Genomic DNA, 18,853 nt, shown 5'->3' on the forward strand with positions numbered 1-18,853 from the left:
TTTGTCTTCAATTAAAAGGTTAAATTCAATCCAAAAGTTACAGTGCGCAGGAAAGGATGTCGCTTGGAGTTGTCCACTTTACGATTTGCTTCCGGATCCCATCCATCATTAATTTTGCTGTGTTCCCACAAATCGCTACCTGTCACATATACGCGCGCCTTACTTAATATTTTTGTTTTGGCAAGCAGGGAAGCCGGAAGTGAATAACCCAGAGTTACATTTTTCAAGCGCAAATATGCTCCGTCTTCTACCGACCATGAAGAACATTGGTAGTTGTAGTTGTTAAGTTCGGACTGGTTAGTCAGTGCAGGGAAGAATGCACCCGGATTATCCGGAGACCATGTGTTGCCTATATGCTGGTCGCTCGTGTTCAGATAAACGGCACGCATCGGAATTCTCCATGTACTCTCCTCACGCCAGATGGTGCGTTTGCCCGCGCCCTGGAAAACGATGGCAAGGTCAAAACCATTCCACTCCAGACCTGCATTGATAGAGAATTGTACTTTAGGATCATCTGTACCCAGGTAAACAAAATCTTCTTCTGTCAGCTTGCCATCCTTATTTACATCTTCGAACATGTTATCGCCAAGGCGCAGGTTGTTGAGTGTACCGATGGTACTGGTATTTTTATACTTATCCACATACTTTTTCAGTTGCTCTTCTGTCTGTATCTTACCGCAGTAACGGAGACCGAATACAGAGTTCAGAGGATATCCTTCACGGTCGGAGCGTACACCTGCTTTGATGGCTCCACTACCACCGTTATCCACTAATTCGTTGGTAGTGTAGGTAAAAGTACCGCCGATATGATAGTTTACTTTTCCAATCTTATCCGACCAGTTGATCATACCTTCCCAACCGTGTGCCTTGAATGCACCGTAATTTGCCGTGGGAGCCTTGTCACCCAGAATACCCGGATAGATTACGTCGATCAACATATTGTCACTCTTCTTCCAGAAGATTTCTGCCGTACCCGTCAGGCGGTTACGCAAGAACCCGAAATCAAGACCAAGATTATAATTATGGATGCGTTCCCATGTACGGTCAGTACTCGGCAACTTACCGTTAGTGTCTACATAAGAGATTTTTCCATTGCCTATCAATGCACCGCCACTGGGGGTGAAGTTGTATAACTGTGCCCCGTCATAGCGGTCAACGCCACTCTGATTACCTACGCTACCGTAAGAAGCTCTCAGCTTCAGTTCGTCTACAAATGTCAGATTCTTCATGAATGCTTCTTCCGAAATTCTCCATCCGGCAGAAGTACCCCAGTAGAATACCCAACGGTTTTCGGGCTGGAATTTGGAAGAACCGTCATAACGTCCCTGTGCTTCCAACATGTATTTAGAACGATAATTGTAGTTGATACGACCGAAGTAAGACATTACTGCCTCTTGCCATTTGGTTGATTTGTCGTCACCGTTCTTCAGGTAGACAACATCTTTTGTGCTATTGGGAATTTCCAGTGAGGGCAGTATACCTTCTGTATAGAGGAAAGTGCCTTCATACTCTTTCAGGTTATATTGCGAACCCACCATCACTTTTACATCATGAACATCGGCAAAGATATGCGACCAGTCGATGTGTCCGGACAATGAGTAAAAGTCAGTACGTGAATTGGATTTGGAATATGAACTCTTGTCCTCTGTCGGATTGCTGCGAACCACGCGGTCACCTGCATAGTTATACCAATCAATCGCTTTACTTTGTTTATCACGGATGGCTGTTGATGTATTATAACCGGCCGTTACAGAAGCTGTCAGGTTTTTCAGGATGGAATATCTGAATGTCTCGCTGATATTGATAGCAGATACTTTCAGTTTGTTGTCACCGCCCAATTCACAATACCAGTTGGGTGCACCCCATGTTCCCCATGCATAAGGTTTGCCATTAGCTGTAGCAGATGGGAAACCCGGTTGCTGTGAGTTGGTGGTCAGCGCCGAACCAATCTGTGTAGGTGCCACTTGATCCTGGCGGTTGTAAGCAATTACCGACTCAATAGAAGCGCGGTCAGACAGTTTAAAGGTATTTGTCAAGCGCAGGTTGTAACGGTTGTTATTGTTGTTACCCCATTTCAAGTTACTGTCATCATACATATAGCCTAAAGACAGACGGTACTTTGAGGCATCCGAGCCACCTGCTATGGCAAGTTCGTGTTGCGTGGAAGCGGCTGTTCCCCACATGATATCCTGCCAGTTGGTATCGAAAAATACAAAGTCCGCTACGTCCGTGAAGGCATTTCCAAAGGGATTCGTAGTATGGTCAAGATTGATATACTGATTTTTATACGCCAATGCTAGTTTTGCATAACGCATCCAGGTATCATCGTCACCGTAACCGTCATTGGTACGTGCATCTATCACGGAGGAAGCCCATTGCTCCAGGCTCATCAGATGAGGAGACAGACCGATAAACTTACTTGTTACCGAACCGCTATAGTCTACCTGCACCTTGCTTGCCTGGGCTTTCTTGGTAGTTACCAATACACCACCGGCAGCTTTGCTACCGTAGATGGAAGCCGAAGCATCTTTCAAGAAGTTGATAGACTCAATATCGGAAGGATTCAACAGACGCAACTCGTTTACGCTTTCATATTCCACGCCGTCGATAATGACTAACGGACTGGTCGTGTTTTTTGAAACTGCGCCGCGCAGACTCATGTTCCAGCTTTCATCGCCCGGGGCTGTAGAGTTACGCGTGATAATGACTCCGGGAACCTGGCCTTGCAATGCCTGTACAGGACTGGACATTGTTCCTTTATTCTCTAACATCTTCTGATTCACCACTGTTACCGAACCGGTCATTGTAGCTTTCTTTTGTGTACCGTAGCCCACAACCACCACTTCGTCCAGCATTTCCGAATCTTCTGCCAGAATCACTTTCAGATTGGTTTCATTTCCTTTTACCACAATCTCCTGTGACTTATAGCCTATAAATGAAACCACTAAAGTCCCTTTTGCATTACTCAGACTGAAATTACCGTCAATGTCGGTAATGCAACCGTTCGTGGTGCCTTTCACCATAATGTTGGCACCAATGATGGGTTCACCGGTGGCATCCACTACGGTACCTTTTACTGTACCGGTCTGCATAATGGCTTGTACCTCATTTACATTGGCAAAAGCCTGCTGCGGGCTACCTACACAGAGTGCAGATGCCATTGCTGCTGAGAATAAAATTCTTTTCGATGAGAATTTCAGAAATTCATTCCTCATAATTTATAAATTTAAAATTAACACTATTATTTCGATTGTAATCTAATTAGATACATTGTTTCATATATTCACGTATTTCCTTCCGGCTGATAAACAAATGGTTTTCGACCGTACGGCGTGAAAGGTTCAATTTGGCGGAAATTTCCGATGAGGATTTATCTTCAAAACGACTCATGATATAAATCTTTCTGCGTTGTTCCGGAAGAGTGCGCAGTTTGCGCTTTTCACAAGCCAGTAAATCATTGGCAATAATCTGGTTTTCCGTTTCATTGGTACAGGTCGTTGCATGATCATATATATAAGATGTTATTTCTTGCTTCTTATAGTGACGGCGTAGGTAATCGTTCACCAGATTACGGGATATGGTGTAAATGAAAAACTTTACGGTATCCGGACGGAGCATTTGCTTATAGTCCATTAAACGCAGAAATACATCTTGGGCTATGTCTTCAGCTTCTTCTTTACTGTTTATTCTATAATATATATAGAGATAGACGGAGCGGTGGTAACTCGTATAAGAGTCAGCTATCAATTGAACGGATGTCATCTTTTTGTTTTCCATGCTTCAGACTTTGGTTACGTTTTACGTTAGCTTTACGATTGCAAATATAAAAGGTAAAAAACGGAAAACAATTTTTTATAGTGCTTAACAAATCTCATCTCATTAACTTAGACTAAAAACTAATTAATTTGCTGTAATATAGCTGTTTAAGAATTTGAGACTCGTAGTATCAACTAATAATTTGAGACTCCGGGGTGAGTTGGACGGAAAATCTGATGCAACAAAAACGCACTTATCTTTCAATATGCTGAAAGATAAGTGCGAAAAATAATGGAGTATATCTTAGTATTATAGATTATTCGTCGTTATTCTTTCCGATGCTTCGGATATATTCATTGGGAGTGATGCCGGTAGCCTTCTTGAAATAGCGGAAGAAGGAGGCGCGTGAGCTAAAACCGCAGAGTTCGGCAAGTGCTCCCAGTGTATATTTGGAATATTCGTCTTCGTTGATAAGACGCTTGAACTCCTCAATACGGTAATCATTGATGTAATCGTAATAATTACGGTTCAGATGTTGATTGAAGAGATAAGATAAAGTATGTGCTGACCTGCCGAGCATGGTTGCCAGATCGGCTATTTTCAAATCCGGGTTTGTATATGGCTTATCACGAAGCATCAGAGCCTCCAGCTTTTCTGTCAGGCGCTGACATTCTTCCGTGCTTATCTTATTGGTTTTATATTTTGATTCTACTGTCTTTTCTTGCTTTTCAGGCTCTTGCACATCTTCCGGAAGCTGGATTTGAATATTTTTCGTTTGCTTCGCTTTTCTCTTACGCTGATAGTAAATGTAGCCGATAAAAACTAAAGCAATGGAAACGGCAATGATGCTCCATGTTTCTACAGGATAGGCAATGTGGACAGCGGTGTGTATTTCAGAATCAGGGTTCCCGATATAGCGTAACTTGAAAAGATAGTTTCCGGATGATAAGTCATAATAAGTAATTTCCGACTTTCCGGTCAGTATCTGCCAGTCTTCATCTTCACCTTCCAATTTGTATTCATAAGTCATATAAGCCGGTTCGGTATAGGTAAAACCGGAGAAGTGAAATGTCAGGTTGTTTTGCGAGGATTCAAGTTGTATTTCAGGAACTTTTCCACTTTCAATAATAGGATGAAGCGATTTCTTTCCATTGACGTAAATATCTGTAATAGTCAGCGGATAAGTGTATCTTTTCATCTGATTATTTTGCTTGAAGTTCATATAAATCAGCCCTTTGGAATTTCCCATCCATATATTTCCCTGTTGATCCTGTACGGGAGGGCATAATGTGAAAATAGAACTGGGAATACCGTCTATGAAATTATAAGGAATAAAAGTTTCTTTCTTGTCGTAGCGGTAGAGTCCGTTATTGGTTCCTATCCAGAGCCATTTTTCGTCATCTTCCAGAATAAACATACCATCTTTTCCTTCCAGTTGTGTATCAGGTTGTAACCTTCTGAAACGGCTCATGGAAAGATCGGATATACACATACTTCCTTTGTCCGGCAGGAAATAAAGATTATGGTCGGAGTCTTCATATACAACTCTGATCTTTTCTTTATGAATAAAGTTTTCCGGGAAGATGTCGGTTTTCAGACTTTCAGAAGAGGGGTCCCAGATGCACATGCCATTCTCCGTACAAATCCATCCTTTATGTGTGGAGTCGAAATAGATTTCGTAAACATTCCCTTCGGGTAATTTGGAGTTGGCACTGGTATATTGCTTGATTCTTTTCCCATCCTTATAGCAATAGAGGCCCATTGAGGTACCTATCCACAATTGGTCTTTGTTATCCGCTTTTATACTGAAAATCTGTCCCCGCATGAAAGGTTGCGGTTCATTAGGTTCGAAGTCGTGAATAGTAAGATCAACAGGATTGAATATGTACATACCCCCGCCATAGGTTCCGATATAATATTTATCCTGAAATTTGTAGATACAGAAGATCATACTGGAACGCAATTCGGGAGATTTAAAGTTTTTGAAGCGTCGTTGCTCTTCGTTTATATAGAATAGGCCGTCGCGGGAGCCGACTAATTTCTCATGCTCGGTAATTGCAATACTGCGTACAGGCATATCTTTGGAGTCAAAATACGGGAGATAACTGTAAGTAGAGAAAAGTCCGCTCTGGTACAGACTGTAATCCAATCCAAGTTGATAGAAACCTATCCAGATAAGCCCGTCACGATCAACTAAAAGGGAGTACACGGAGTTGGAACGGATACTTTCGTCTTTTCCCGGTTCGTGGCGCAAAGAGCGTAGAACCTTCATTTGTTTGGTAGAAATGAAAAGTACTCCATTTCCATCCGTACCCACATACAACATATCTTTACCATCACCGGACAGCGAAGATATCACATTGCATCCTACATCGATGAAGGGCGTGAACTTATGTGTTTGTGTATCGAAGCTGATAATACCTTGGCCCATCGTACCCAGATAAAGTACGTTGCCGATGCGGGTAATATTGTTGTAAGAGCAAAAATGTTTGTCTTCTATTATATTATGATAAGGGACGATTTTCTTGTCGGCAAGTGTCAGGGAATAAAGGCCGTCGTTGGTGGCTATCCAGAGAATGCCATCCTCACTAAGACTTAGTCCGGTGATGATATTAGAGGCTGAAAGGACATTGGGATCTATGAGCTTTTGTTCCAGGTTCCCGTTTTTATAGATAAACAGACCGGCCTCACTTCCTATATATAAAGTACCTTTCCCATCAGGTAGGAGCGTCCGGACACCATAGTGTAAAGTTTCAGCAGCAATCGGTTCGAGAATATCTTTTTCGGTATTCACTCGCCAAAGTCCCATGCCGTTTCCCATCCATATCTGGTTGCCTTCCATTTCGGCGATAGCATTGACTCGCTTGATTTTTTCATTCGCTCCGGAAATCAGGAAATGTTTCAGACGTGTGCCGTCAAAACGTTCCAAAGAATTACCGGTACCTATCCAAACATAGCCAATGGAGTCTTTATAAAGTGCATTTACTACTAAGTCGGAAAGTCCTTCGGTGACGGACAGTCCCCGGAAGACAGAGGGAAGCGAATAGCCCGGAAGGAAGCCAAACAGCAGGAATAGCAGGATGATATATTTCGATATGTTTTTCACGATATGGTATCTTTCGTTTCTATACATTATGTTTCTGTACAGCAAATATAAGGAAAAAGAACGAAAATATTCGGGTTTAGGATGATTATTCGGCAGTCGGGGAGTCTTTGCTGACTTATTGGCTTGCGGACAGGGGCGTATCTGATTCGTACCAAGTCCGTACCTGCTCCGTGTCTATAGCTATGGAGCACCTATGGAGCTGGTACGGAGTAGCTACGGATCAGATACGGAGGACGTACGGAGATGCTACGGACCATGTATGGAGATGATATGGACTTGAGGCTATTGTTTTCACTTCAATTCCGTTTCCTCCGTATTGGCTTTTAGCTGGTACGTCTTCTTTTTGATGCTGACGGTGCAATCGGCGGATGCAGTGTAGTACCATGCCCCTTTCTTGAATTCCAGTAATACCTCTGCGGGAGTTTCCGCCTTGATAACTACATTCGGGGTACTTAGCAAAGTGCCATGTCCTAAAAAGAAGGTGCAATCATTGCCCTTTTTATTTCCCCATAAAGCATAGGTGGCTTGTGCACTCATTTTTCCGCTGATGCAGATATCCGTGGGATCATCTGATGACAGAATATAATCTGTACGTCCATCTTTCTGCACGACGCATATGCTGGTGGCACTGTTTTCCGTTTTGCTTTTTACTTCGGGGAAGCTTACTTCGGTAATACAGCCGGGTTCTTTTACGGATGAGGGTTCATAGATAGCGACGAACGGTCGATTCCAAGCTTCTCCTTTCTGGCGGGCTACAAAAGTCAGCGTCGGCTGCTTCTCTATGTTATAAGGCATTCCCGGAGTACGTCTCAGTCCTTCCGTCATGGGAGACAGGGCGGTGAAAACTTCCCGATCCGTTTCTCCTTTCATCCACAAGTTCATTGAAATATCGTCCTTGTCGGGCATGGCAATGGTAAATGTAGCTTTTACGTCTTTGTCGGTAGTAGCTGACTTTTTATCATAGATATAAGAATAAGCATAAAGATGAGCACCGGCAAAGGCCAGTTCTTCGGTGGGTTGCAGATTCAGATCTGCACCGTCTGTGTCTGTCAGTGTTAGGGTTTGCCCCAGATTATGGTAGAAATAATCATGCATTTTATCACCGCCGCGTTCTTTCCGGCTGCGGAAGATATCTACATAGTAACCGGTTTCCGGACCGGTAGTGACGATACTCATCATACGGGTCTGGTCGGCACGGCTTTCCGGTTCACGGAAAGAAACATCGCTATAGGTTACAGCAGTGAAAGCTTTTCCCGGTTCGGAAGAAACAGGGAAACTGGATTTAAGATCGAAGGAGTGATTACTTTTCATAACCGGATAACTGGAAATACCATCTACGCAAACCGTGTTATGACTGGGAAATTGAGAGTAATATTCCAGATAATCCAGTCCACTGTATGAATAGAGGCCAATTCCGGCATCAGGAGCCAGAACATATCCCTTACCGTAAAGTTCCATGGATATGCCATTGGCATGCATGTGGTTTCCTTCACTGGCATTCAGGGATATCATGAGGCTGTGACGGGGATTCATTCCGTTTCGTTGTACCAGCCAGGAAACGTTCGGTGCATAGAAGAGGGGAGAGACATATTGTTCTATTTCTCCGGCTTCGATATTGGGATTCAGTTCCAATGGCTTTTCATCAAAGAAAGAACTGATAGAAACGGGGACATTTTTTTTATTGTCTTTGGTTTTTCCCGCATCAGGATGGAAGCATTTCAGCATGGCAGTGAAATATTCTTCTTGCTCTTTCTTGCCGTTGTGCTGTGCATTTCGTATCATGCGGGATATAGGATTGGTGTTCAGATATCCCGGGTGGGTATCGCCAAAACCACAAATCATCCGGTTGGGGAACAAATATTGCGGAGTAGCGGCTACTGCTTTAGAAAGAACCGGCATTGCTTTCACCAGGTCATAACTCAGATTCCGGTCGAAGAGAGTAGCAAAACTGGTGTAGTCATTCAGTACTACGTTGCTGTATCCGGGACATTCGGCCCAGATACCTGTCTTCGGATCGAAGCCATAATCAGCTAATTTAGTCAGACTCCATTGGCGGATACTGGAACGATTGAGTACATAATCAATGTAATATTCGCGTCCTTTACTATCGGCATATTGCTTATTGTTTTCCAGTATCATACCGATATTCATGACATAGCGAGCCTGCATCAGGTTCCAGTTGTTGTGAGGAACGCCGTTTGCAATGATATTGTTCGCCCATTTCTTGAAAGCTCCTGCGTATATATCCATCTTGTCGGTATGCCGGACATTCAGGTAGTCATACAGGAAATCGTAAAGGGGAACGATATCATAAAGAATATCTTCGTGGATAACCTCGAAAGAGCTCATGCCTACCAGAGTTTGCTGATGGCCGTGGTTGAGGTCGATGGGAACATTCCGGTAATAGATACCGGTCATATAGGTATCGAATACTCCGGCGGCAAGTTTTGCATATCTTTCTTCTCCGGTAAGCCAGTAAAGGAAGGCGGCATCACGGGCGATACCCATGATTTCACGGTTCAGGCTCTCGATGTTGCGACCGGTTTTAGAAGGATGTACACTCTCCATAGGGCGGCCTGGCAGGGCATTGTTACAGAATGTCACATTTCCTTCCACATCGTCATCGTATGGCACTACGTCTTCCAGACGGGGGCGTCCGTGGGTAGCAAATGTGCCGCGCGTACCGGTGTAGCGAACGGTGGGTGCCGGTGCTTTTTCGCCTCCGGCATGGTCGAAGGTTTCACTTTTTATATATACATCCGTAGCATGAGACTTCCAGTACATGGCAAGGCGCGAGAGTAGCCAGTCCGGCTGGGCGTCTGTCAGGTTGGCATAAAGATCGGTTCGCCTTTTCAGTTTCTCAAATACGTCTTTTGCCCAATTTTCTTTTTCTATCAGATTCAGGGTTTCACTCTTACCGTTACTGTCTGTCAGATAACGTGGATGGCTGTCCGGCAACTGCTGCCGGAAGGCGATTTTTGCCTCCTGAGCTTGTAATATCCCTGAAAAGAGAAGGCATATCAATAAACTAAGTGCTTTCATATTCTATACAATAACATTAGGTGTTTAAAGAATATACGGATGAGGGTGGATAATTACTCAACGGAACTATGTAAAGATAGCGCAAAACTATGCAAAACATGTAATCATTATTACACTTTTTAAAAAATAAAGCCCCTACTTTTGTGAAAAATACTACTTTCTATGAAGAAATTGTCATTTATAAACAGGTTTTTACCTTCGTACAAATGGAGAGTGGCTGCGATAGTTATCTGCGGTATCGTTGTGGGCGGGGGAGGCTTGTTCATGTACTTGCTGCGGGCGCATACCTACTTGGGGGATGAGCCGTCGGCATGCGTGAACTGTCATATTATGGCACCTTACTATGCTACATGGTTCCACAGTTCACACAGTCGGGATGCCACTTGTAATGATTGTCATGTTCCTCATGAAAATGCCGTTAAGAAATGGACATTCAAAGGGATGGACGGTATGAAGCATGTAGCTGCTTTTTTGACAAAGAGCGAGCCGCAGGTTATCAGGGCGCATGAAGCCAGTTCAGAGGTGATTATGAACAACTGTATTCGTTGCCATACGCAGTTGAATACGGAATTTGTGAAAACCGGGAAAATAGGTTATATGATGTCTCAGGTAGGCGAGGGTAAGGCATGCTGGGATTGTCACCGGGATGTGCCGCATGGCGGAAGCAATTCGTTGTCATCTACTCCCAATGCACTGGTACCTTATCCCGAATCGCCTGTTCCGGACTGGCTGCAAAAGATGCTTAAGAAATAATGAAATAAAATCAATATACTTATGGAAAAGAAATTGAAATCATGGCAAGGCTGGCTGCTGTTCGGTGGTTCGATGGTAGTCGTGTTTGTATTAGGATTATGTGTTTCCGCACTGATGGAGAGGCGGGCGGAATTAGAAAGCGTGTTCAATAACCGCAGGACTGTTATTACAGGCATTGAAGCCCGTAATGAAGTGTTCAAAAGTGATTTTCCCCGTGAATATCAGACCTGGACGGAAACAGCGAAGACGGATTTCCAGAGTGAGTTCAACGGAAACATTGCGGTTGATGTATTGGAGCAACGTCCCGAAATGGTGGTTCTGTGGGCAGGATATGCTTTCTCAAAGGACTATTCGACTCCGCGTGGCCACATGCATGCGATAGAGGATATCACGGCAAGTCTTCGTACGGGTGCGCCTGCTACTCCCGAAGATGGTCCGCAACCGTCTACCTGCTGGACTTGTAAGAGCCCGGATGTTCCCCGTATGATGGAGGCTATCGGTGTGGATGCATTCTATAATAATAAGTGGGGAGCAATGGGTGATGAGATTGTAAATCCTATCGGATGTGCCGATTGCCACGAACCGGAAAATATGAACCTGCACATCAGCCGTCCGGCTTTGATCGAAGCTTTTGCACGTCAAGGCAGAGATATTACGAAAGCTACTCCGCAGGAAATGCGCTCACTGGTTTGTGCGCAGTGCCACGTGGAATATTACTTCAAGGGTGATGGCAAGTACCTGACTTTCCCCTGGGATAAAGGCTTTACTGTGGAAGATATGGAGGCTTATTATGATAATGAAGGTTTCTATGACTATATTCATAAACTGAGCCGTGCTCCGATATTGAAAGCGCAGCATCCTGATTATGAAATCTGTCAGATGGGTATTCACGGTCAGAGAGGTGTGTCATGTGCAGATTGTCACATGCCTTATAAGAGCGAAGGTGGTGTGAAATTCAGCGATCACCATATTCAAAGCCCGCTGGCGATGATAGACCGCACTTGTCAGACTTGCCATCGCGAAAGTGAAGAAACACTGCGTAACAATGTATACGAACGTCAACGCAAGGCTAACGAAATACGTAACCGTTTGGAACAGGAACTTGCCAAGGCTCATATCGAGGCTAAGTTTGCATGGGACAAGGGTGCTACGGAAGATCAGATGAAAGATGTACTTGCCCTTATCCGTCAGGCGCAGTGGCGTTGGGATTTCGGTGTGGCTTCTCATGGTGGTTCTTTCCATGCTCCGCAGGAAATCCAACGTATCCTTTCACATGGTTTGGACAAGGCTATGCAGGCTCGTCTGGCTGTATCAAGAGTATTGGCTAAGCATGGCTTTACGGATGATGTGCCGATGCCGGACATTTCAACCAAAGAGAAAGCACAACAATACATTGGTCTCGACATGGATGCGGAAAGAGCTGCTAAAGAGAAATTCTTGAAAACAACTGTACCTGCGTGGCTGGAAAAAGCGAAAGCTAACGGTCGCCTGGCCCAGAAATAAAACAGAGATATGTGGATCAGACCGTGGGGATTTAAAGAAGGATGCCTGATAGGCGCAGGACTGTTGGTGACAGGATGGCTGCTGCAGATTACAATCGGTGAAATAGATTGGAGTCTGTTTGCCTATCCGGTGAACATCATTGTTCTGGTTTTATATATAGCCGGAATAGTTGCCATGCATTACTTGCGCAAGCGTGTTTATTTCTTCGGTTGGATGAGCCATTATACATCGGCTGTCTCTTCTCTTTTATGGGTGGCGGGCATTACGGTGGTGATGGGACTTATCCGTCAGGTCCCTTCCGGTCATCCGGCGGATGTGCTCGGTTTCTCACGAATGCTTTCGGCATGGCCTTTTGTATTGCTTTATATCTGGATGGCCACTGTATTGGGGCTGACTACGCTTCGTGCCGGATTTCCATTCAGATGGAAGAAAGTTGCCTTCCTTTTGAACCATGCCGGGCTGTTTATTGCCCTGATTACGGCAACCTTGGGAAATGCCGATATGCAGCGGGTACGCATGACTACCCGGATAGATAATGCCGAATGGCGTGCAATGGATGAGCACGGTAAATTGATAGAACTTCCGTTGGCTATTGAACTGAAAGACTTCACGATTGACGAGTATCCTCCGAAACTGATGTTGATTGATAATGAAACGGGCCGTACATTGCCTGAAAAAGCACCGGAACATTTGTTGCTGGAAGAAGGTGTAACGGATGGGCAACTGGCTGATTGGCTGGTGACTGTCCGGCAAACGATTCCCTGGGCGGCTTCTGTGGCTACGGAAGATACGGTGAAGTTTACCGAATTCCATTCGATGGGAGCCACGTATGCCGTTTATTTGCAGGCTATCAATCAGAAGACGAAAGCGGCAAAGGAAGGGTGGGTAAGTTGCGGTAGTTTTATTTTTCCATATAAAGCATTGCGTCTGGATTCGTTGACAAGCCTTATCATGCCGGAACGCGAACCGCAGCGTTTTGCATCTACAGTGAAAGTTTACACGGAAGACGGCAAACAGGTGGAAGATACGATTGCAGTGAACCATCCCCTGAATGTGGCGGGATGGAATATTTATCAATTGAGTTATGATGATACGAAAGGGCGTTGGAGCGATATCAGTGTGTTCGAACTGGTACGTGATCCGTGGTTGCCTGCTGTTTATGCAGGTATTATCATGATGGTGTTGGGAGCTATCTGTCTGTTTGTTAATGCACAAAAAAGAAAGAGGAGGACGCTGAATGACGTGGGATTATTTTGTACCGTTTTCAATTGCCGCCCTGCACTTCTGGGGATTCGGTGCCTTTGCCGCCTGGCGCGGGAGAAAACCGTATATTGTTGGCGGGCTTACCTTGATAGGGCTTGCTCTCTTCTTCTGTTTTATTGTGGGAATGTGGATTTCCCTGGAACGCCCGCCTATGCGGACCATGGGAGAAACGCGCCTGTGGTACTCTTTCTTTCTTCCACTGGCAGGACTCATCACATACAGCCGTTGGAGGTATAAGTGGATACTCAGTTTCAGTTTTATCCTATCACTGGTATTTATCTGTATCAATATCTTCAAACCGGAAATACATAACAAAACTTTGATGCCGGCTTTGCAAAGTCCGTGGTTTACGCCGCATGTCATCGTATATATGTTTGCCTATGCTATGCTGGGTGCGGCCACCGTGATGGCTATTTATCTGCTTTGGTTCAAGAAGAAGCCGATTGACAGCCGGGAGATGGACCTATGCGATAATCTGACTTATGTAGGATTGGCATTCATGACATTAGGCATGCTGTCGGGGGCTATATGGGCAAAAGAGGCGTGGGGACATTACTGGTCGTGGGATCCGAAAGAGACATGGGCGGCCGCTACGTGGTTCTCCTATCTGATTTATATACATTTCCGTCTTGGAAAACCTTTGTTACACCGTAAGGCCTTAATTTTACTTCTGATATCATTTGTTTTGCTGCAAATGTGCTGGTATGGCATCAACTATCTGCCCTCTGCACAGGGAGTCAGCATTCATACGTATAATTTAAACTGATAATCATTATGAAAACTACTTATTGGGCAATGCTTCTCATGCTTTTGCCAAGCATGGCGTATACGCAAACTACAGAAAAAGAGAATGAATTTACAATGTCCATCCAGATCAGACCTCGTGCGGAATATCGTAACGGTGCTCTGATGCCCCGTAATGAAGGAGAGGAACCTGCGGGATTCATCAATAACCGTGCACGCCTTTCTATGGAGTACAAACGTTCTGATTTGCAAATGAAGATTTCTGCACAGCACGTTGGTGTATGGGGACAGGACCCGCAAATTGACAAGAACGGTCGTTTCATCATGAACGAGGCATGGGCTAAACTGAATTTCGGTAAAAACTTCTTTGCACAATTAGGCCGTCAGACCCTTTCGTATGATGACGAACGCATTCTGGGCGGACTGGATTGGAATGTAGCCGGACGCTACCATGATGCATTGAAACTGGGTTATGCCGACCCCAACAACCAACTGCATCTGATTCTTGCTTTCAACCAGAATGACGAGACTAAAATAGGCGGTACCTATTACGTGCAGGCCGGAGCACAGCCTTACAAGAATATGCAGACTCTCTGGTATCACTATAAATCCGATTATACTCCCTTTGATGCATCCTTACTGTTCATGAATCTGGGATTGGAAACCGGAGATGCGGCAACTAAAGAATCCCATACCCGCTATCTGCAAACAATGGGAACTTATATCACCTACAGGGAAAATGGGTGGAATGTAGACGGCTCCTTCTATTATCAGACGGGCAAGAACCAAAATGTGCAGAAGGTATCTGCTTTCATGGCCAGCCTGCAAGTGGCTTATGCTTTCCCATACAACCTTAAACCTACTTGGACGATAGTGGCAAGCGCCGATTATCTAAGTGGAAACAGCAGTGACAGTGACAAGTATAAGGCATTCAATGTTCTGTATGGCACACATCATAAATTTTATGGAGCTATGGATTATTTCTACGCGTCCGACTTTAAACCCGGATATGCTCCCGGCTTATTTGACAAACGTCTGGGTTTACGTTTCCGTGCTTCCGATAAGGTGGATATGGACTTGAACTACCATCATTTCTCAACTGCGGTGAAGTTGCCGAATCTGAAGAAAGCATTAGGTTCGGAAGTCGATTATCAGATTAACTGGTCGGTGATGAAGGATGTGAAACTCTCCGCCGGATATTCTATTATGCGCGGAACGAAGACGATGGACATCGTGAAAGGCGGCAATCATAAAAGCTGGCAAGACTGGGGATGGGTGTCTGTCAACATCAATCCCAGAGTGCTGTTTGTGAAGTGGTAAAACAGTAGTAAGAGAGAGAATAAATGAAGGTACGTATCAGGAGGAAGCTCTTATACGTACCTTTCTAATATAGCTTCATTGAGTATCTGCACTGTCTTTCCATCCATATCGATAATACCTTCCTTTATCATCTTATTAATCTCTTTCGATAGTGCAGGGCGGGTTACATTCAGATATTCGGCAAGGGTTGCCTGATTGTGGATGATGTTGACCGTTGAAGAATTCTTTTTCTTGTGTTCCAGCAAGTAGACAACAAAACGTTCGCGCACTGTTTTCCGTGATAGGGTTTTCAGGCGGGATACTGTGCAGACATTACAATTGCCAGTGATGCAAAGAAAGTTGTGTAATATTTTAGGTTCCTCGCTGATAAGCTTAAACATGGACTCTTTGCTGGCGGTGAGCAGGGTGCTGTCTTCCATGGCGGTAAAGGTTGCCGGCAGCACTCCGTCCGAACTGAATAAATGAGGAGTGGCGAATGCACGTGCTGCAACGATATATTCTATCATGACTTCATTTCCCAATCCGTCAATAATATCTACCCGTAGTTTTCCTTCCAACAATACATATAACTTCTTGCAGAGTGTTCCCTGGGTGGCAATGATATCTTTTTTGTCGACCGAGTACAGGGAGATATCCAACCTGTCGAGCAACGAATGCTTGATGTTAAGGGGAAGGTCACGAAACAGCGGAATCTGGAAAAGTAATTCCTGATGTTTGTCGGTTAATGTTATTTTCCTCATTATATTAGGTAGTTGGTTGTACAAAGATACGATGAAAAAGTAGAATTAAAAGTATTTCTTCGATTTCTCTTCGTCAATAAACATTTCTTTTCCTTCTATTTGTATACAACCCTCATTGCTCAATTCAGATATGGCACGTGCCAATGACGGACGGGCTACCCCAAGTATATGTGCTACTTCCTGTTGGGATCCTATGCCTCCATGCATCTTTACATAATTGAGCAATCTGGATTTCAGGCTTTGTAAAGCAAACTCATTCAGTTTTTTGGATAGAAACAAGCTCCTGTCGGAAATCAGTTTCAGGAAATTCTGCATGATGACCGGGTACTGGTGCATGAACTCCAGAAAAGCATCCTTATTCAGAATCAATACTTCCGAGGTTTCCAGGGTTTCGATATTCACCGGGAAACGGTTTTCGGAAGCGAAGATGAAAGCCGGTGCAAGGAGTTTCGGAGCACGGATGGTCTCTATGGTGAGTTGTTTTCCTTCTGCACTGACCATTTGCGTACGCACTGTTCCATTGCACAGAATATAGAGAGAACGGTAAATATCTCCCTGCATGGCGATAAACTCTCCTGGTTTATAAGATTTAAGGGTATGTTGGTGCAACAGAACGAACTTTAACAGCGTTTCTTCTGTTATGCCTCGAAATAATGGCATCTGTAATAATATATGTGGTTCCATTCTTTTTTAAGCTTTTTGTGATTGGGTGTAACATACGTGACAATTTACCTGCCATAAACTCTCCATCTTTGCACAAAGATAATGCAAATCGAATGCAGAACTTTCATGCTTGCATGAAAAAGTTATGCTGAGATGCGGCTTATCTTATCCAAAGATAATGCAAATCGGATGCAGAACTTTCATGCTTGCATGAAAAAGTTATGCTGAGATGCAGCTTATCTTCTTTAAAGAGAAGGAATATATATTTTATAACTAAATAAAAAGAATAAGATGATGGAAGCTAAAATGTTTTGTTATCAATGCCAGGAAACAATGAAAGGCACCGGTTGTATCTTGAAAGGTGTGTGTGGAAAAGAAAGTCATACAGCAAAGGCAATGGATTTGCTGATGTTCGTGGTACGTGGAATATCAGTCGTTACTGATGAGTTCCGTAACGCCGGACATCCCGTAGCTGCCGAAGTGGACCGTTTTGTTGTGGATGCCTTATTCTGTACCATTACAAATGCCAACTTCGATGATGAAAGCATTCTGAACAGGGTGGATAAAGGTATGGCATTGCGTAACCGTTTAATAGAAGAAGCCAAAGAAAGAGGTATTTCTTTGCCCGAAATCGATGAATTGCAATGGCAGGGCGGACGTGATGAGTATGCTTCCAAGGCGGAAAGCGTAGGTGTGCTGCGTGAGTCCGACATAGACCTGCGTTCCCTGAAAGAATTGATGACCTATGGTCTGAAAGGTATGGCGGCATATCTGGAACATGCCATGCGTTTGGGATATGACGATGCTTCTATCCATACTTTTATGCAACATGCTTTGGCTGCCACTGCCACAAAATCACTTCCGGCAGGCGAGTGGGTGAAGATGGTGCTCCAGACCGGAGAATACGGTGTGAAGACTATGGCTTTACTGGATAAAGCGAATACCGAACGCTATGGAAATCCGGAAATGACAAAAGTAAATATCGGAGTAGGGAAGCGTCCGGGTATCCTGATAAGCGGCCACGACCTGAAAGATATGGAAGAACTATTGAAGCAAACCGAAGGTACGGGAGTCGACGTGTACACACATAGCGAAATGCTTCCTGCTCACTATTATCCTGCTTTCAAGAAGTATTCCCACTTCGTAGGCAACTATGGAAATGCCTGGTGGAAGCAGCGTGAAGAGTTCACCACCTTCAATGGGCCTATCCTGTTTACAACAAACTGTATCGTCCCCCCGTTGGCAAATGCTGAATATAAAGAACGTATGTTTACAACAAATTCCACCGGATATCCCGGCTGCAAGTACATTCAGGCAGATGCCGAAGGCAGAAAAGACTTCTCCGAAATTATCGAGATAGCCAAGCAATGCCAGCCGCCTACGGAAATAGAACATGGAGAAATCATCGGTGGTTTTGCCCATAATCAGGTGTTGCAACTGGCAGATAAAGTGGTGGATGCCGTGAAGAGCGGTGCTATTCGTCGCTTTGTAGTTATGGCAGGTTGCGACGGACGTATGAAGGGCCGTGATTATTATACCGAATTTGCCAAGGCATTGCCTAAAGATACAGTCATCCTGACAGCAGGTTGTGCCAAGTATCGTTACAATAAGTTGCCTCTGGGAGATATCAACGGCATTCCACGTGTACTGGATGCAGGACAGTGCAACGACAGCTATTCACTGGCAGTCATTGCAATGAAACTGAAAGAAGTGTTCGAGTTGAATGATATCAACGAACTCCCGATTGTGTATAACATTGCCTGGTACGAGCAGAAAGCCGTTATCGTACTGCTGGCCTTGTTGAGTCTGGGTGTGAAAAAAATCCATTTAGGGCCTACGTTGCCTGCCTTCCTGTCGCCCAATGTAGCAAAAGTCTTGGTAGATACTTTCCAGATAGGTACCATCAGTGATGTGGAAGATGACTTGAAGATGTTCCAATTATCATAAATGATTAATAAATTCT

The 18,853-nt window shown here is 44.3% G+C and carries 11 protein-coding genes and 1 pseudogene; 6 read left to right on the forward strand and 6 right to left on the reverse strand.

The window, feature by feature from the left end; translation table 11 throughout:
* Positions 1 to 11: 11 nt before the first annotated feature.
* The 4 genes from BN161_RS24485 to BN161_RS24500 all read right to left on the reverse strand — a co-directional run bounded on the left by BN161_RS24485 (position 12) and on the right by BN161_RS24500 (position 9,904).
* The gene (locus tag BN161_RS24485) at positions 12 to 3,215 is read right to left on the reverse strand and encodes a SusC/RagA family TonB-linked outer membrane protein (RefSeq protein WP_044271263.1); all 3,204 of its coding nucleotides are present in this window, start codon (positions 3,213 to 3,215) and stop codon (positions 12 to 14) included.
* Positions 3,216 to 3,261: 46 nt separating this feature from the next.
* Positions 3,262 to 3,777, reverse strand: a complete 516-nt coding sequence (locus tag BN161_RS24490) for a sigma-70 family RNA polymerase sigma factor (protein ID WP_044271265.1) — start codon at positions 3,775 to 3,777, stop codon at positions 3,262 to 3,264.
* A 295-nt stretch (positions 3,778 to 4,072) separates the two neighbouring features.
* Positions 4,073 to 6,889, reverse strand: coding sequence for a ligand-binding sensor domain-containing protein (locus BN161_RS24495; protein WP_044271268.1), 2,817 nt, complete (start codon positions 6,887 to 6,889; stop codon positions 4,073 to 4,075).
* Between the two features lie 264 nt (positions 6,890 to 7,153).
* Entirely contained in the window at positions 7,154 to 9,904 is a 2,751-nt protein-coding gene (locus BN161_RS24500; RefSeq protein ID WP_044271270.1) for a heparinase II/III domain-containing protein, read from the reverse strand.
* A 162-nt stretch (positions 9,905 to 10,066) separates the two neighbouring features.
* Between BN161_RS24500 and nrfH the strand changes: the two genes are divergently transcribed.
* The 5 genes and pseudogenes from nrfH (at position 10,067) to BN161_RS24525 (ending at position 15,487) form a co-directional block, all read left to right on the forward strand.
* Positions 10,067 to 10,657, forward strand: a complete 591-nt coding sequence (gene nrfH, locus BN161_RS24505; protein ID WP_044271271.1) for a cytochrome c nitrite reductase small subunit — start codon at positions 10,067 to 10,069, stop codon at positions 10,655 to 10,657.
* 21 nt (positions 10,658 to 10,678) lie between these two features.
* Complete coding sequence (gene nrfA, locus BN161_RS24510) at positions 10,679 to 12,160, forward strand: ammonia-forming cytochrome c nitrite reductase (protein ID WP_007216191.1); 1,482 nt, start codon at positions 10,679 to 10,681, stop codon at positions 12,158 to 12,160.
* Positions 12,161 to 12,169: 9 nt separating this feature from the next.
* Positions 12,170 to 13,384, forward strand: a pseudogene (locus tag BN161_RS24515) (cytochrome c biogenesis protein ResB); the annotation flags it as partial.
* 13 nt (positions 13,385 to 13,397) lie between these two features.
* Positions 13,398 to 14,189, forward strand: coding sequence for a cytochrome c biogenesis protein CcsA (gene ccsA, locus BN161_RS24520; protein ID WP_044271272.1), 792 nt, complete (start codon positions 13,398 to 13,400; stop codon positions 14,187 to 14,189).
* A gap of 8 nt (positions 14,190 to 14,197) precedes the next feature.
* On the forward strand, positions 14,198 to 15,487 hold the full coding sequence (locus tag BN161_RS24525; protein WP_044271274.1) for an alginate export family protein: 1,290 nt from the start codon (positions 14,198 to 14,200) through the stop codon (positions 15,485 to 15,487).
* 50 nt (positions 15,488 to 15,537) lie between these two features.
* Here the strand turns inward: BN161_RS24525 and BN161_RS24530 are convergent, their stop codons facing one another.
* Together BN161_RS24530 and BN161_RS24535 are read right to left on the reverse strand one after the other, a co-directional pair.
* A complete protein-coding gene (locus tag BN161_RS24530; RefSeq protein WP_044271327.1) occupies positions 15,538 to 16,227 on the reverse strand; it encodes a Crp/Fnr family transcriptional regulator in 690 nt (229 codons plus the stop codon).
* 45 nt (positions 16,228 to 16,272) lie between these two features.
* Positions 16,273 to 16,911, reverse strand: a complete 639-nt coding sequence (locus BN161_RS24535) for a Crp/Fnr family transcriptional regulator (RefSeq protein ID WP_044271277.1) — start codon at positions 16,909 to 16,911, stop codon at positions 16,273 to 16,275.
* A 273-nt stretch (positions 16,912 to 17,184) separates the two neighbouring features.
* Here BN161_RS24535 and hcp point away from each other — a divergent pair, with 273 nt between their 5' ends.
* Positions 17,185 to 18,837 (forward strand): hydroxylamine reductase, encoded by a 1,653-nt coding sequence (hcp, locus tag BN161_RS24540; RefSeq protein ID WP_209441928.1) that lies wholly within the window; start codon positions 17,185 to 17,187, stop codon positions 18,835 to 18,837.
* Positions 18,838 to 18,853 lie beyond the last annotated feature (16 nt).

Origin of the sequence: Bacteroides timonensis, assembly GCF_000513195.1 — a bacterium.
Taxonomy (GTDB): domain Bacteria; phylum Bacteroidota; class Bacteroidia; order Bacteroidales; family Bacteroidaceae; genus Bacteroides; species Bacteroides timonensis.